Annotated in this window: 19 protein-coding genes; 9 read left to right on the forward strand and 10 right to left on the reverse strand. The window is 64.6% G+C overall.

The window, feature by feature from the left end:
• Positions 1 to 4: 4 nt before the first annotated feature.
• The 4 genes from ACH5N8_RS13470 (at position 5) to ACH5N8_RS13485 (ending at position 4,963) form a co-directional block, all read left to right on the forward strand.
• Positions 5 to 1,405: an MBOAT family O-acyltransferase gene (locus ACH5N8_RS13470; protein ID WP_483281692.1), complete on the forward strand. Its 1,401-nt coding sequence runs from the start codon at positions 5 to 7 to the stop codon at positions 1,403 to 1,405.
• Between the two features lie 28 nt (positions 1,406 to 1,433).
• Complete coding sequence (locus ACH5N8_RS13475; RefSeq protein ID WP_483281693.1) at positions 1,434 to 2,465, forward strand: hypothetical protein; 1,032 nt, start codon at positions 1,434 to 1,436, stop codon at positions 2,463 to 2,465.
• 332 nt (positions 2,466 to 2,797) lie between these two features.
• Complete coding sequence (locus ACH5N8_RS13480) at positions 2,798 to 3,469, forward strand: hypothetical protein (RefSeq protein WP_483281694.1); 672 nt, start codon at positions 2,798 to 2,800, stop codon at positions 3,467 to 3,469.
• A 141-nt stretch (positions 3,470 to 3,610) separates the two neighbouring features.
• Positions 3,611 to 4,963: a GH1 family beta-glucosidase gene (locus ACH5N8_RS13485; protein WP_483281695.1), complete on the forward strand. Its 1,353-nt coding sequence runs from the start codon at positions 3,611 to 3,613 to the stop codon at positions 4,961 to 4,963.
• Positions 4,964 to 5,033: 70 nt separating this feature from the next.
• Here the strand turns inward: ACH5N8_RS13485 and ACH5N8_RS13490 are convergent, their stop codons facing one another.
• Positions 5,034 to 6,623 carry an OpgD/OpgG family glucan biosynthesis protein gene (locus ACH5N8_RS13490; protein WP_483281696.1) on the reverse strand — a complete coding sequence of 530 codons (1,590 nt, stop codon included), beginning with the start codon at positions 6,621 to 6,623 and terminating at the stop codon, positions 5,034 to 5,036.
• Between the two features lie 258 nt (positions 6,624 to 6,881).
• Positions 6,882 to 7,316, reverse strand: coding sequence for an Hsp20/alpha crystallin family protein (locus ACH5N8_RS13495; protein WP_460027260.1), 435 nt, complete (start codon positions 7,314 to 7,316; stop codon positions 6,882 to 6,884).
• 1,021 nt (positions 7,317 to 8,337) lie between these two features.
• Between ACH5N8_RS13495 and ACH5N8_RS13500 the strand changes: the two genes are divergently transcribed.
• Positions 8,338 to 8,535 (forward strand): hypothetical protein, encoded by a 198-nt coding sequence (locus ACH5N8_RS13500; RefSeq protein WP_483281697.1) that lies wholly within the window; start codon positions 8,338 to 8,340, stop codon positions 8,533 to 8,535.
• Between the two features lie 264 nt (positions 8,536 to 8,799).
• Here ACH5N8_RS13500 and ACH5N8_RS13505 read toward each other — a convergent pair whose 3' ends face one another.
• From ACH5N8_RS13505 to ACH5N8_RS13540, 8 genes are read right to left on the reverse strand one after another with little or no spacing between them, the layout of a single operon-like run.
• On the reverse strand, positions 8,800 to 9,279 hold the full coding sequence (locus tag ACH5N8_RS13505; protein ID WP_483281698.1) for a hypothetical protein: 480 nt from the start codon (positions 9,277 to 9,279) through the stop codon (positions 8,800 to 8,802).
• Positions 9,276 to 9,797, reverse strand: coding sequence for a hypothetical protein (locus tag ACH5N8_RS13510; protein WP_483281699.1), 522 nt, complete (start codon positions 9,795 to 9,797; stop codon positions 9,276 to 9,278). The genes ACH5N8_RS13505 and ACH5N8_RS13510 overlap by 4 nt, the downstream gene beginning before the upstream one ends.
• A 5-nt stretch (positions 9,798 to 9,802) precedes the next feature.
• On the reverse strand, positions 9,803 to 10,024 hold the full coding sequence (locus ACH5N8_RS13515) for a hypothetical protein (protein ID WP_483281700.1): 222 nt from the start codon (positions 10,022 to 10,024) through the stop codon (positions 9,803 to 9,805).
• Positions 10,021 to 10,515: a hypothetical protein gene (locus tag ACH5N8_RS13520; RefSeq protein WP_483281701.1), complete on the reverse strand. Its 495-nt coding sequence runs from the start codon at positions 10,513 to 10,515 to the stop codon at positions 10,021 to 10,023. The genes ACH5N8_RS13515 and ACH5N8_RS13520 overlap by 4 nt, the downstream gene beginning before the upstream one ends.
• Positions 10,512 to 11,090 (reverse strand): hypothetical protein, encoded by a 579-nt coding sequence (locus ACH5N8_RS13525; RefSeq protein WP_483281702.1) that lies wholly within the window; start codon positions 11,088 to 11,090, stop codon positions 10,512 to 10,514. Before ACH5N8_RS13525 ends, ACH5N8_RS13520 begins: the two co-directional genes overlap by 4 nt.
• Positions 11,091 to 11,093: 3 nt before the next feature.
• Positions 11,094 to 11,825, reverse strand: a complete 732-nt coding sequence (locus tag ACH5N8_RS13530) for a hypothetical protein (RefSeq protein WP_483281703.1) — start codon at positions 11,823 to 11,825, stop codon at positions 11,094 to 11,096.
• Entirely contained in the window at positions 11,819 to 12,013 is a 195-nt protein-coding gene (locus ACH5N8_RS13535) for a hypothetical protein (RefSeq protein WP_483281704.1), read from the reverse strand. Before ACH5N8_RS13535 ends, ACH5N8_RS13530 begins: the two co-directional genes overlap by 7 nt.
• Positions 12,010 to 12,312 carry a hypothetical protein gene (locus ACH5N8_RS13540; RefSeq protein ID WP_483281705.1) on the reverse strand — a complete coding sequence of 101 codons (303 nt, stop codon included), beginning with the start codon at positions 12,310 to 12,312 and terminating at the stop codon, positions 12,010 to 12,012. The genes ACH5N8_RS13535 and ACH5N8_RS13540 overlap by 4 nt, the downstream gene beginning before the upstream one ends.
• A gap of 34 nt (positions 12,313 to 12,346) precedes the next feature.
• On the opposite strand from ACH5N8_RS13540, the gene ACH5N8_RS13545 reads away from it, so the two are divergent.
• From ACH5N8_RS13545 to ACH5N8_RS13560, 4 genes are all read left to right on the forward strand, one after another.
• The gene (locus ACH5N8_RS13545; protein ID WP_483281706.1) at positions 12,347 to 12,511 is read left to right on the forward strand and encodes a hypothetical protein; all 165 of its coding nucleotides are present in this window, start codon (positions 12,347 to 12,349) and stop codon (positions 12,509 to 12,511) included.
• A gap of 176 nt (positions 12,512 to 12,687) precedes the next feature.
• A complete protein-coding gene (locus tag ACH5N8_RS13550) occupies positions 12,688 to 12,870 on the forward strand; it encodes a BrnT family toxin (RefSeq protein ID WP_483281707.1) in 183 nt (60 codons plus the stop codon).
• A gap of 63 nt (positions 12,871 to 12,933) precedes the next feature.
• Positions 12,934 to 13,200: a type II toxin-antitoxin system RelB/DinJ family antitoxin gene (locus ACH5N8_RS13555; protein WP_483281708.1), complete on the forward strand. Its 267-nt coding sequence runs from the start codon at positions 12,934 to 12,936 to the stop codon at positions 13,198 to 13,200.
• Positions 13,187 to 13,468, forward strand: coding sequence for a type II toxin-antitoxin system YafQ family toxin (locus ACH5N8_RS13560; RefSeq protein WP_483281709.1), 282 nt, complete (start codon positions 13,187 to 13,189; stop codon positions 13,466 to 13,468). The genes ACH5N8_RS13555 and ACH5N8_RS13560 overlap by 14 nt, the downstream gene beginning before the upstream one ends.
• Positions 13,469 to 13,563: the final 95 nt, after the last annotated feature.

Genomic DNA, 13,563 nt, shown 5'->3' on the forward strand with positions numbered 1-13,563 from the left:
ACGCATGCTCTTCAACTCCCTCGAATTTGTCCTGTTCTTCCTGCCGGTCGTGCTCGGGCTGTTCCTGTGGCTCTGGCACCAAGGCTGGTCGCGGGCGGCCATCAACTGGCTGACCCTGGCCTCGCTGTTCTTCTACGGCTGGTGGAACCCGAACTACCTGCCGCTGCTGGGCGGATCGATCCTGACCAATTTCGGACTGGCCGCCTGGATGAACCGGGGCTTCCGCGAGGCACGGCCGCAGCGGGCGGTGCTGATCCTCGGCATCGTCTTCAACCTGGGCCTGCTGGGTTATTTCAAGTACGCCAACCTGTTCGCCGATACGCTCGACAGTCTGGCCGGCACCGGCTTCCGGCTGGCCAGGATCACGCTGCCGCTGGCGATCTCCTTCTTCACCTTCCAGCAGATCTCCTTCCTGGTCGATACGTGGAAGAAGAAGGGACACCGCTACGGCTTCGAGCGCTACGCCGCCTATGTGACCTTTTTCCCGCACGAGATTGCCGGCCCCATCATCCGCCATCACGAACTGATCCCGCAGCTGTCTCAGAATCCCTGGCGCGAGGGCCTGTGGGAACGTTTCGGCCGCGGCCTGACACTGTTCTGCATCGGTCTGGTCAAGAAGGTGGTGTTGGCCGACAGTCTGGCACGCATGATCGGCCCGATCTTCACCGCCGCCGGCCACGGACCGCTGAATGCCCTGGATGCCTGGACCGGCGCCATCGGGTTTGCCTGGCAGATCTTCTTCGATTTCTCGGCCTACACCGACATGGCGCTGGGCGTGTCCTGGCTGTTCGGATTCCGGCTGCCGGTCAACTTCGACAATCCCTACCGCAGCCGCTCCGTCCGCGAGCTCTGGCAACGCTGGCACATGACCCTGTCGCGCTTCCTGCGCGACTACCTGTTCGTGCCCATGGCCACCAGCCGCTGGCTGCCCTACCCGCGCGTCACCGGCATGATCATCACCATGCTGCTGGCCGGCCTCTGGCATGGGGCTTCCTGGAACTTCGCCGCCTGGGGCCTGCTGCAGGGCGTCGCCCTGGCCGGGTATACCCTGGTCGACAAGCGCTATCCCGCCCGGCTGCCCTGGTTCCTGGGCTGGATGCTGACGCTATGGTTCTGGTTCGAGGGCGCCCCGCTGTTCCGCAGCGAATCCTTCACCGCCGCGCTGGCGTTCTACCGGGCGATGCACGGCGGCGGCCTGCCGGTCGAGTCCGTCAACGCCGCCAATCTGCTGCTGCTGGCGGCGGCGGGCCTGGCCTCGACCCTGGGGCCACCCAGCCAGTCGGTTGCCCTGGAGCGGCTGGCGCCGCGCCGCGCCCTGGCCGTGCTGGCGGGCATCGTCCTTTTCGTGTGCCTCTTCCTGATCGGGAGCGACGTTGAGCAGGAATTCATCTACTTCCAGTTCTGAACCGGACTGGCGCCGCTATGTGGGCCTGATGCTCGCCAGCGCGGCGGCGGCGGCGGGCGTCCTCTACCTGCTGATCCTGATCGTCGACCCCTACGACTCGGTGCACTTTTCGCCCGCCTGGGACCGCTACCCGGCGCGCGGCGACCATCGGCACTGGAATGCGCGGCTGCTCAGGCGGCCGGAGTTCGACAGCCTGGTCATCGGCACCTCGACGGCGATGCTGCTCAAGCCTCCGGAGCTGAACGCGGCCTTCGGCGGGCATTTCGTCAACCTGGCCATGCCGCTGTCGACGGCGCACGAACAGCTGCGCATCCTGGCGCTCTTTCACCATTACCACCCGGCGCTGGCGGCGGTCATCGTCGATCTGGACTTTCTCTGGTGCCATGGCAAGCCGATGCCGGAGCACGGCAACGACATCCTGGCGCGCAGCTATCCGGACTGGCTCTACGACACCAATCCCTGGAACGACCTGCCGCCGTTCAACAAGACCAGCCTGAAAGCGGCCTACGATCAGACACGCGCCATGCTGGGGCTGCACCGGCCCTATGCGCGCTGGCTGGACGGCTACGAGGACATTACCCGTACCCTGCATCGGCAGAACGATCCGGCTGCCATCCGCAGGCGCCTGCGCGAGAGCCATCGGGAAACCCTCAACCGCGATTATGCGACGCCGCTCGCCGCCACCCGCTATCCGGCGCTGGAGCAGCTGGAGGCGAGCCTCTCGGCACTGCCGGCCGGGAGCCTCAAGATCATCCTGTTTCCCCCGATCCACGCCGACTACCAGCCACGGCCCGGCACCGAGCAGGCGGCCCTGTGGGACGGCTGCAAGGCCCGCGCGGCGGCCATGACGGAACGGCTGCCGCGGCTGACCGTGGTGGACTTCCTGATTCCCTCGCCGATCACCCGGGACGACGACCACTACATCGATGGCTACCACTACACCACCGCTGTGGCCAGCCGCGTCACCGAACTGCTGAAACAGGCGATCGAGACCCCGACGGTCGCCAACGATGCCTTCAGGCGGCTGGGGCAATCGCCGGCCGGCAACGCGCGGCAATAGCATTTCGGCCCCTGCCCGCCTGGCCGGCGGAACCGTGCTCGGGCCATGGCGCTGACGGGATACCTTTTCGGGCAGGATGATGGGGAGATGATGGGGAATGGCGCCGGCACTCTCGAAACCCGATATTCCCATAGGTCCGCTATGGCACGGGCATCAGAATGCCCGGCATGACAATCCTTATGGATTTTCCAAACAAAGTGCCGGCTGGAAAACCGAAATGGCGGCAGGCTAAACTACCCGGCCGTTTTTTACTCATGGCGATATTTCCCGTGTGATGGCATCGCCGCCTTCATCCGGGTGATACCCCCCTACCAACCCGAAACGACGCCATCATGAACAACCGCCTTCGAACCCTGACCGTGCTCATGCTGACGTTGCCGACAGTCAGCGCCACGGCGGCCAACCCATACCAGGAACGGGTGACAACGGCCTTCGAAATGGAAGGCGGCCTGAGCGGCATCGCCTACGAGTTGCCCAAACTGTCCGGCAAGACACTGCAGGAACTGACCAGAAAGAAACCGCTGGAAACCTCCACCCGATTCTCCATCCAGTCGGCTGACATCATCGAGAACGGCCTGGGCTGCAACCTTGCCATCGAAATGTGGCTCGAAAGCGGCCGCTACATCAAATACGAGTTGCTGGTGGGACGCCAAGACGACGGCAACTTTGCGTTCACCAAGTTGCACAACGCGATGGGCAAGGATCCCGCTCCGACCGGATTGCCGCTGGCGGATAACGGCGATGTCTACCGGACCCGGGGGCTTTCCCTGGTGATCAGCAGGGTTCCGGGCGCTAGCGGCGCCGACGAGGCCCAGTTCCTGGTCCGGGGTATCCGGAAGACCCTGAATGGAAACGAAAGTCTTGACGGCACCACGTTCACGGATGCGACCCGGATCACGGGCGTCAAGGTCGGTCGCGCCTGCTTCGAGCTGGGCGCCGACGGCGAAAAGGAAAAAGGCGCGCGCTTCAGGACACGCTTCAACAATATTGTCATCAGGAAATAATGGCACGCGCCCGCGCTCCCCGGACGGATCGGACATGAGCGGGAGAGCGCCCTCGCCCTCCCCGGGCCACCAAGGGCGACGGCCGGTTGCCGGCAGCGATGCCCCGGCGCAGCCTGGGGCCCTTCTCCCCGCCCCGGCACCGTGACCTCGCCCCACCAATTTCCGACCGGCTTTGTCTGGGGCGCCGCCACCTCTGCCTATCAGATCGAGGGCTCGCCGCTGGCGGATGGCGCGGGCCCGAGCAACTGGCATCGCTTCAGCCATACACCGGGCCGGACCGAGCGGGACGCGACCGGTGATCGTGCCTGCGATCATTACCGGCGCTATGCGGACGATGTGGCGCTGCTGCGGGACATGGGCCTTGGCGCCTACCGCTTCAGCATTGCCTGGAGCCGCATCTTCCCGGACGGACATGGCCGACTGAATACCAAAGGGCTGGACTTCTACCGCCGCCTGCTGGACTGCCTGGCGGATGCCGGCATCGAGCCGTTCGTCACCCTGCATCACTGGGATCTGCCGGCCGCGCTGGACGATCGCGGCGGCTGGGCACACCGGGACATGGCGGGCTGGTTCGGTGACTACGCGCACCAGCTGTTCCGGGCGTTCAACGGGCGGGTGCGGCACTGGGTGACGCTCAACGAACCCTGGGTCATCGTGCAGGAGGGCTATGTGGCGGGCACGCATCCCCCGGGGCGACGGTCGATGCCCCTGGCGCGGCAGGCAGCCCACAACCTGCTGCGGGGACACGGGCTGGCCGTGCAGGCCTTCCGGGCCGACGGCGGCGAGGGCCGCATCGGGCTGGTGGTCAACCTGGAGCCCAAGCATGCCGCCTCGGAGCGCCCCGAGGACCTGGCTGCGATGCACCGCCTGCATGCCTGGATGAATCGCCTGTATCTCGACCCGGTGTTCCTGGGCCGCTATCCGGACGAACTGGGCGAGATCGATGGCTGGACGGGCGAGGCGTTTCCGGCAGCCGATTTCCGGCTGATCCGCGAGCCCATCGATTTCCTGGGCATCAACTATTACAGCCGCTCGGTGGTGCGAGATGCGCCCGGTCTCGCGCCCTTCGGGGCGGAACGGGTGCTCCAGGCCCAGGCTCCGCACACGGCGATGGGCTGGGAGGTATTCGCCGAGGGGCTGAAAAGCTGTCTGCTGTGGGTCAAGCGCCGCTATGGCGACCTACCGCTCTACATCACCGAGAACGGCGCAGCCTTCGACGACGAACCGCCCACGGGCGGACGATTGGCCGATCCCCTGCGGGTGGATTACCTGCGCCGGCATCTGCTGGCCGCCCATGCCGCCATCGCCGAGGGCGTCGACCTGAGAGGCTATTTCGCCTGGTCGCTGCTGGACAACTTCGAGTGGGCCTTCGGCTATGACAAGCGTTTCGGGCTCATCCACGTGGATTACGCGACCCAGGCGCGCACGCTGAAGGACAGTGCCCACTTCTATCGGCGCGTCGTCGAGAGCCACGGCGCGGAACTGTGGCGCTGAACGTTGCGGGCGGACGGAGTGCCGGCCGAGCGCCCCAGGGCATGCCCGGCCGGCAGTTTGCGGAAGGGGTTCAGCGACCGTTGCCGGGGCGGAACTGGTACAGCCAGGTTTCCGTCATGGCGTCGCCGTTGCCGCGGATGTAGAGACGCAGCTCCGCCGGGTCCTCGGTTTTCGGCGTCAGGTCAAAGATGACCCGCCAGCGGCGGGTGCCGGGAATGGGCTCCAGGAAGGCGCCGCTGATCTCGCCCTGGGAGGTGGTGATGACCGGTTCGGCCTTGACGGTATCGCCCCACAGCACGTCCAGCGCTTCACCGGCAAATTCCACGCTGAATTTGTAGACCCCCTTGGGCCGCGGCTTGCCGGGCTGACCGCCACGGCCGATGCGGGTGGCAACGCACTTGGCCACCTTGGCCGGGTAGGGTTCGTCACCCAGCCAGTGCAGCCGGTAGCGCAACCGGAAACTGGAACCGGCCTTGGCCGGTTCCGCCGGTCGCCAGTAGGTGACGATGTTGTCATGGATTTCGTCGTCGGTGGGCAGCTCCACCAGCTGTACCGCACCCTGCCCCCAGTCGCCCAGCGGCTCGACCCAGAGACTCGGGCGGCGCTCGTAGTTGACGCCGTCCAGGTAGTCCTCGAACACGCGGTCACGCTGCAACAGGCCGAATCCCTTGGGGCTCTGATCGACAAAGCTGGAGGTCACGGCATACGGCTGATTGACCAGCGGCCGCCAGAGGCGTTCGCCGGCGCCGGACCAGATGGCGAGCCCGTCGGAATCGTGGACCTCCGGTCGCCAGTCCTCGAGCCGGCGCTTCTCGGTCTCGCTGAACCAGTACATCGAGGTCAGCGGCGCCAGGCCCAGCCGAGCCACGTCCTTGCGCAGGAACAGGGCGGCGTCGATGTCCATGATGACACCCTCGGTGCGACGGATGAAGAAGCGATAGGCGCCGGTGACGCTGGGGCCGTTCAGCAGGGCATAGACAATTTCCGGCTCCGCTTCCGATTTGGCGCCTTCAATGTAGAACTCGGTGAAATCGGGGAACTCCTCGGGGGTCGGTTCGGCGGAATCGATGGTGACGCCGCGCGCCGACAGGCCATACTGGTTCAGGGCCCCGATTGCGCGGAAGTAGGACGCGCCGAGGAAGGCCACCCAGTCCTGGGTGCGCCAGTCCTCGCGATTGCGCGATTCCTGCAGGCGAAAGCCGGCAAAGCCGGTATCGGCCGGCAGCTTGCGGGCGATACTGTTCTTGGGCATCGAAAAGTAATCGCTGCTGTAGAGAATCTCGCGCGCCTGCCCGTTCTCGACCACATGCATCTTGACCGACTTCTGGAAGAACTGGCCGACATGGAAGAAGGTGGCCGGGAATATCCCCGGGCCATTGGCGAACAGGGCCGATTCCGGCCGGTAGCGGATATTGCCCCAGGTCTCGTAATCGATTTTCTCGACCACTGACGGCATCGGTCGCGGCGGCGCCTCGTAGGTCCCCTTGGCCATGGCCGCGGCGCGATCCACCAGGGCCTCGTAGGAAAACCCCTGCGGGGGTCCAACATTGAGATGCGGCCCGGCCTGCGCGGCCTGTCCCAGGTGCAGGAAACATAGGCCCAGAATCCCTGGCAGCCATTTATTGAATGTGCTCGCGCGGCTGATCAAAACATGCGTCATAAAGATCCGTTCCATCGTCGTTGTTGATACGGATATCGAAGTTCGTATTCTTGCCCCCGCCCGCCGTCTGGCGACCGAGGCGACTTTCGCTACCGGTTGTGGATGAACGCCCCCTCGCGGGGAGAGGCGAATTCTAGACGGAAGCGCCCGGAATGTAATGTGAGCATCATCAGGGCCGTCGCCACCGCACGATACCGGCCAAAAAAGAGGGCGCCAGGGCGCCCTCAAGCACGGGGGATGATCGGCGCAGGCGGAAGATCAACCTTCGGCCAGGACCTGAATCTTTTTCGGCTGTACCGCAGCCTTCTTGGGAATGGTGATCTCCAGCACGCCGCCGTTGCAGCGGGCCGTGATGCCCTCGGCATCGGCGGTGTCCGGGAGCGAGAAACGGCGGTAGAAACTGCCGTAGACGCGCTCGGCACGCTTCAGCCCGTCGCGGCGCTCGGTCGCCTCGGTGGCACGCTCGCCCTTGAGCGTCAGGATGCCGTTCTCCATCATGATGTCGATGGCATCCGGATTGACACCGGGCAGGTCAGCCCAGAGGACATAGCGATCGGCTTCCTCCTTGATATCCACCGCCGGCGTCCATTCGGCCGTTGCGGCCGTCTCGGTGCCGCTGTTCTTGGTTTCGTAGGTCCTTTCCAGTTCGCGTTGAAGCTGGTTCAAAAGACTCCAGGGTTCATAACGGGGCATGTTTCTCTCCTCAGGTTATCGTTCGGGATCGAATATGGCGCCGCCGTGGAACCTTTCAAGATCGGTCTGAAAGATGATCGCCTGCCCCCCCGGGGTCGTTCCGGCATCACCCACCTCGCGGGGAACACTTACCGCAGCGGGTGCCTGGAGACAGGCTCAGCGAAGATCTGTCGCGAGCCGTTCCGCACCGCTTTGGTGCAGGCAGTTCTGGGCCGGCAATAGCGCTGGCTGGCGATCCCAGCAGGGGATGCCTCCGGAACCGCCACCCGAAGCAGGACGGGCGTCACTGTATCCGGCTGTTGCGCGACCACGCCTGCCGGCCTGTACCGGTACCCGCACGAGTTCGGGCCATGATGACTTTTCGCTTTGGAAATCAGCCATGCACAGCCGCACATGGCACCACGCCAGATAGCCGAAAGCCCCGGCTGGCGGGGCTTTCAGGGCGCGAGGCTGTAGTACATGTTCTCCTCTCCATGCCGCGTATTTGCTGGGTTCCTGCCTTACTGCCTTTTGAAAGGCACTCACTGGGGTACCCGCCAGTGGCGTTCATCCCCTGGAATGGGATCTGCTAGGCGACTGGGTGCTGGTCCGGGTCTGGGCTGCTGGCCTCAATACGAACCATGGGTCGTATTTGCCAGTCGGCCGCTCCTCCAGACCTCTGGATTTGAAATCGGAAGCTGGTGGTGGTGAAGACCCGAACCGCGGCGGGGCGCCGGTCCCGCGTGTTATCCACCGTTGCGGTGGATGACCTTGTGGACAACCCACATGCCTACCGGGTCCGGCAAGGCTGGGGGAAGGTTGGCCAGAAACTGGTCAGCCAATTCGATGGGGTAGCGTTTTGCGACCCCATCCCCTTCAGGCCGGCGGCAAAGGGGGTAGCGTTTCGCGACCCCCTGCAACGATGGGGTGGTGAAAAGCCACCCCGTTGCAGGAGCCGGGGATGTGCGGGCAGGCTGCTCTACCGGCTCACGTCCGCATCCAAAAAGCGCATCATTCCCTTATTGTTTCGGAGGCTCCCAACATGAGCAAACCCATCTACGAAGAAAGGCCAGAGTTGTTTGAGGGCATGGACTGCATCGACACCCCTTATCGTGACCCGCGCCAGTCACCGGGGTACGAGCGTTTGCCCGACCATATCAAGGCGGCGCTGGAACGCCGCGCCCAGGCCCAGAAAGATCAGTCAGGACCGGCGCCTGAAAAGACCGCCGAACCGGCCTAATCCCGAATAACACGACCCCTCTCCAGCCTGCACAGGGCCGCCATGGTCATGGATAGATGTGCCAATTAGCCCATCTACAGCCTTGCCGCCTGCATCGGATTTCAAACCGTAAATTTGCGGTTTTATTTCACCCGCCTCGATGCGCTTGGTCCGGGCCTGAATCTCGGCAAGTAGCTCGGGGGACTCGCGGGCTATGCGGTCGAGCCGCTTCTGCGCCATCACCGGCCCGGCTGTATTGGGCCGAATGCGGGTCGCAGGCGGGCATCAGGCCGCCAGCAAGACGGGCATCGGCACCACCGGTTCACCGCCGTCCGGGTCGTCGTCGTCACCGTAGAAACCACCGCAGCCGGGACACAGCACGGCCAGGTGTTCCGCCCCCACAACGTGGTGGCCGGCCTCAAGCCAGAGCAGGGACAGAACCGAATGTTCGGCCAACCGCAGGACCGGAATTCCACACTTGGCGCACGGCGTGACCGGCTCGATGGCGGGGCCGTCACCCTCGAAGCTCAGGCAATGCTGGTCGATAAAGTCATACACCGCATCCTCGGCGCAATCGAAAGAGCAAAATTTCTTCAGTTCATGGGTCTCGCGGACCGTCGGCTCGACCGTATCGCCATCGGGGACCAGCGTCTCGAAGCACTCGTCGATGCTCAAGTAGGCATCATCCAGGTACTCGCCGCAGGTATCGCAGGTCCGCACCCCCAGGGGGATGCCGCGCGCGAATTCATACCCGGCGTCGGTCATTCGTAGGGGGCCCCGAGTGACTCGAACTCGACGGGCTCGCCATCGTAGTCGTCCTCGTCTAGCTCCTCATCGACGAACAGTTCCAACTCCTCAGCGCAGGGGCGGCACAGCGTGGCGAAGTCGAACAACGTGGTCACATCGTCGTCCGTCCCACCAACTTGCACTTGGTCCAGCACCAGATTGGTCACGAGCTGAGTTCGGTCTGTCAGTGTGCCGCATCGGGCACAGCGAGTAACCAGCGACTCGGCGGGTGAGGTCATGGCGATGCCGGCGGATTCGAGCACCTGTGGCGCAGCACGGGCACAGTGGGGCGTGCAGAAGTACACCAGTGGCCAGAACCATGGCCCGTCGTAGTCCGGCTCACCCGCACCGTCGGGCATCAGCCGCTCCTGCACGGCCACCAAGGATAGGGTTTGCCCGCGCAGCCGCTTATGGCAAATGTCGCAGCGGTCGCCAGACCGGGGGTAGCGGGCGTCCTTGCCGTCCAGAGACGGGGGCGTGAAGGATTCGGGGGTCACGGGCTTCAACTCCGATCAGGCAAGGGCGCAGCCTCGCGGTGGACGACGATCAGCTGTCCGCGATGGGTCCGACGGACCATCTCGGCCTCGTCATCGGTCAGGATGCGGTCACGGTAGCGCCAACAGTTCGCGTGCTGCTGAACCAAAACGCCGACGCCGTTGCCCGCGGCGCGGCGGCGCCGGATTTCCAGGGCGGCGGCAGCGCGAAAGGCGGCAGGGGCGGTCATCGGCGGGCCCCGCGGGCGATGGCTTCCAGTTCCTCGTCGGACATGCCGGCGAGATCGGGCACGGCATCCAACTCGCGGATGCGGCGGATGGTCAGCATGGCCTTTTCGTTGGCCTCGGCAATCAACTTGATCTCGCGGGCGTCCTGGGCTTTCGGCACGAACGCCAGGAGGCGCTGAATGCACTGCCGGGCCACGGTGAGGGCGCTTTCCATATCGGCTATGTCGACCTCAGCCGCCGCAACGATGTCCTCGACCGTGGGCTGTACGTCCGCTAACCGGTCCGCCCCGTCCCCGCCAGTGAAATGGTCGACAACACGCTGGCGCTTCAACTCGACCGCCGGGCGAATCATGAACCCGCGCGCTTTGAGCACCCGACGCAACGTGCCCTCGGACACGCCAAACGTGCGGCAGCATTCCAGAACGGACGGGGCCTCCGGGCTCAGATAGTGTTTGACGGCGGCTTCGATGGCTGCCAGGTCGACGGTACTCATGCAGCTCGCTCAAAACGATGACGTGGCGCCTGCCGGCCAATCTCAGCCGCATTCAGGACCTCCAGCGGCATCGGTCGGCCGTGGCAGACGAGGCGGTCTGCGGTCAACAAAGCCTCGCGGAAGGTGGCGGCGGTGATGCTCAGGGTCTTGCCGTCCACGCGCACGATCACGGGGAATACCGCCGGGATGGCTTGTGGCTCGCGCCGGGTTTCGCGCCCCCACAGGTAGATGTGAGTGTGGGGCGAACGGCCGCGCCGGTCCTTGCCACGCAAGACTTCCAACTGGCGGTTGTAACAAGGCACGCACAGGAGACCGCGCACCAGCTTGGGAGCCCATTTGCCGCAGCGCACGCAGTCCGAGGGTGGCTTAACCTCGGCAGGCTTGCCGGCATGGGCGGCGCCAATCGGGCAGTAGCGGCAGCGACTGAAATCATCCCGAAAGGGGTTCTTTGCATCGCGGAAACGGGCGGCGCAAGCGGTGGGCGTCAAGTCGGCGTGATGCACCTCGCAGCGGAACAGGCGGATAGTCTGCCCGCCCGCTTGCACCTCGAAATAGCGAACCCCCGGCGCGTCCACGGCTCAGACGATGCTGCGGGCGCAGGCTTGCCGCATGGCCGCGCTGGGCGAGTACCGATGCTGGGTGTCAGCCAGACCAACATCCGCGGCGACGGTATGTGCCGTGTCCAGCAGCCGGCCTTCCAGCTCGACCATGACGCGACGCAGGGCACCGTGCCGCGCAGCCGCCTGAGCCCGGCGCCAGTCGCGTTCCAGGCCGCTCAAGTCCGGGAACACCAGCGCCTCCTTCTGCGCCTCGGCGGCCTCCATCAGCGCCCGGATGTCGGCCCGGTCTAGCAGCAGGAAGTGGGCGGCACCGTTGTCGGCTTCGGTGCGGGAGGGCTTGGCTTGCAGGGCGGACAACTGGGTTTCCACATCCGCCAGCCGGGCACGCAAGGTGTCCAGGTCGGCATCGAGTTCATCCCGTGCGGCGACCACATCCGCGTGCCGGCTACGGGCCTCCAGCAGCAGGGTCAAATGGTGACTCTCGATGGCCACAGCCGGCTCGAAGCCAGGGAGCACGCCTTGGCACTCGGCCATGATGGCCGCCCGCAGTTGTGCGCAGTCCGTCTGCACCTGCTTGGCGATGGCGTCGGCGCGGGCCTTTTCCATTTGCGACAACACGCGGTCATTGGTCTCGCGCTCCTTGGCCTCGGCGGCCTCAGCGGCGCTAAGCTCCTTGCGGGCCTTGGTGGTGCCTTCCCCGCGTCGGAGGGCGGAGTTGAGCAGATTTCGCGCAGTCTCTACGGCTACCATTGGATGCGTTCCTCAAGTCGGTGGATTCGGGCGGACAAGGCTTCGGCACGGTTCCGGTCGATGGCGCCGGCGCGGTACAGGTCGGCCACCAGGGTCTTGGCCTGGACGACCTTCTCGGTCTTGCGGATGCAGGCGGCCTTGAACATGAGCAGTTCGGTCAGCAGCGCGCCGGTGCCGGGATGAATCACTTGATTGGCACCACCTGAACGGGCCGCAGGTTCATCAGCCGGCGCCAGGCTTCGTCGGACTGCGCCTTTGTCAGCAAGCCAGCACGGTCGATGTTGCGCAGGGTCTGCTCGGCCTTCACCAGGTCGATGCCGGCGGCAGCCGGTGCACGGTCGGGAGCGGGCTTGCCGAAATCCGGGCGGCGGCGAGTATTGCCGCGTGGCCGCCCAGCGGACAGGGACTTCCGCATCGTGCGGGCACTGCGAAGGTTGCTGGCGTGAAGCTGCTCCAGCTCCTGGAGAAGGGTTTCGTACTCGGACATATCAGCAGGCTCCGATTTTGAGGGTGAGATAGCGATGAACAGGCAAACCCGCCGCATGGGCGCGGCTTTTCAGCGCGGCGTGCAGGCGGGCGGGGATCTGGAGGGTTTGAAACTGGCCGGCATGGGCCTGCCGGTAGCGGGCCTGGCGGGCAGCGCCCAGCGCACGGCGGCGGGCAAGGCGGTCATCACTCATGATTGACCACCGGGAAAGGTGCCGTCGCCCGATGAGTGGCGGGCAACGGCGGTCTCAGGCGGAGAGACTGAGACATGACACGACGAGTTGCTGAACGGAATCCATGCTCAAAGCATGGCGTCACGACAATAACGCGGGGGGCGAATTGACGCGCATAATTATTGTACATACAGTTTTGTCGTATGCGGATTGAGCTCGACGCGGCCAAAGACCAACGCAACCTCGAAAAGCACGGGGTTCCCCTGAGCGCGGCGGTCTATCTGGAATGGGACGACGCCTTGACCTGGGACGACACCCGCAAGGAATACGGCGAGCCGCGTCAGGGATGGGGGTGGTCCATCATCGCATCCATGCAGTTTAGGTAGCTTGTCTGATAGTCCCAATGTGACTACATTAGAACTTCAGAATCCGACACAGGGGTAATGACCATGACGACTGCCGACACCTACGTGCGTGCCCGTATCGATGCGGACACGAAGAAGCGGGCCACGGATGCCCTGCAAGCGATGGGCCTGTCCGTCTCCGATGCCATCCGCTTGCTGATGCTGCGGGTCGCTGATGAGCGCAGGTTGCCGTTCGATGTGAAGGCCCCCAATGCCACGACTCATCAGGCCATGACAGAGCTGGAAGATGGTCAAGGTGTACGGTTTGCCAATGTCGACGACCTGATGGCCGATCTGCATGCGGACGATTGAACGGGCAACGGCCTTCAAGCGAGATTACAAGCGTGAAGCCAAGGGGCCGCACCGGGCCACCCTGGATGAGGTTTTAAGGCCGATTTTGTTGGCCTTGGTCACCGATCAGCCTCTGGAGGCCAAACACCACGATCATGAACTGATTGGCGATTGGTTGGGCTATCGTGAGTGCCACCTCAAACCGGATTTGCTGCTGATCTATCGCAAACAGGGTGCTGACATATTGCGACTGGCCCGACTCGGTTCACATAGCGAGTTATTTGGGTGAGCGAAGCGGACTGGGTCAGTGCGGGCTTGTGCCCATTGGCACCAGGCTCTACCACGTGGCGTTCGTGGAGAGAAACGGGCAGCGACGGATTATCA

This window comes from Methyloparacoccus sp. NF-16, assembly GCF_056880625.1.

What these genes read in the sequence shown, in the direction of transcription:
- ACH5N8_RS13490 (WP_483281696.1), bottom strand. Translation starts at nt 6,623, where the DNA reads ATGACGCATGTTTTGATCAGCCGCGCGAGCACATTCAATAAATGGCTG.
- ACH5N8_RS13550 (WP_483281707.1), top strand. Translation starts at nt 12,688, where the DNA reads ATGCGGATTGAGCTCGACGCGGCCAAAGACCAACGCAACCTCGAAAAG.
- ACH5N8_RS13520 (WP_483281701.1), bottom strand. Translation starts at nt 10,515, where the DNA reads ATGAGTACCGTCGACCTGGCAGCCATCGAAGCCGCCGTCAAACACTAT.
- ACH5N8_RS13505 (WP_483281698.1), bottom strand. Translation starts at nt 9,279, where the DNA reads ATGACCGACGCCGGGTATGAATTCGCGCGCGGCATCCCCCTGGGGGTG.
- ACH5N8_RS13540 (WP_483281705.1), bottom strand. Translation starts at nt 12,312, where the DNA reads ATGTCCGAGTACGAAACCCTTCTCCAGGAGCTGGAGCAGCTTCACGCC.
- ACH5N8_RS13480 (WP_483281694.1), top strand. Translation starts at nt 2,798, where the DNA reads ATGAACAACCGCCTTCGAACCCTGACCGTGCTCATGCTGACGTTGCCG.
- ACH5N8_RS13545 (WP_483281706.1), top strand. Translation starts at nt 12,347, where the DNA reads ATGAACAGGCAAACCCGCCGCATGGGCGCGGCTTTTCAGCGCGGCGTG.
- ACH5N8_RS13475 (WP_483281693.1), top strand. Translation starts at nt 1,434, where the DNA reads ATGCTCGCCAGCGCGGCGGCGGCGGCGGGCGTCCTCTACCTGCTGATC.
- ACH5N8_RS13555 (WP_483281708.1), top strand. Translation starts at nt 12,934, where the DNA reads ATGACGACTGCCGACACCTACGTGCGTGCCCGTATCGATGCGGACACG.
- ACH5N8_RS13515 (WP_483281700.1), bottom strand. Translation starts at nt 10,024, where the DNA reads ATGACCGCCCCTGCCGCCTTTCGCGCTGCCGCCGCCCTGGAAATCCGG.
- ACH5N8_RS13495 (WP_460027260.1), bottom strand. Translation starts at nt 7,316, where the DNA reads ATGCCCCGTTATGAACCCTGGAGTCTTTTGAACCAGCTTCAACGCGAA.
- ACH5N8_RS13470 (WP_483281692.1), top strand. Translation starts at nt 5, where the DNA reads ATGCTCTTCAACTCCCTCGAATTTGTCCTGTTCTTCCTGCCGGTCGTG.
- ACH5N8_RS13530 (WP_483281703.1), bottom strand. Translation starts at nt 11,825, where the DNA reads ATGGTAGCCGTAGAGACTGCGCGAAATCTGCTCAACTCCGCCCTCCGA.
- ACH5N8_RS13560 (WP_483281709.1), top strand. Translation starts at nt 13,187, where the DNA reads ATGCGGACGATTGAACGGGCAACGGCCTTCAAGCGAGATTACAAGCGT.
- ACH5N8_RS13500 (WP_483281697.1), top strand. Translation starts at nt 8,338, where the DNA reads ATGAGCAAACCCATCTACGAAGAAAGGCCAGAGTTGTTTGAGGGCATG.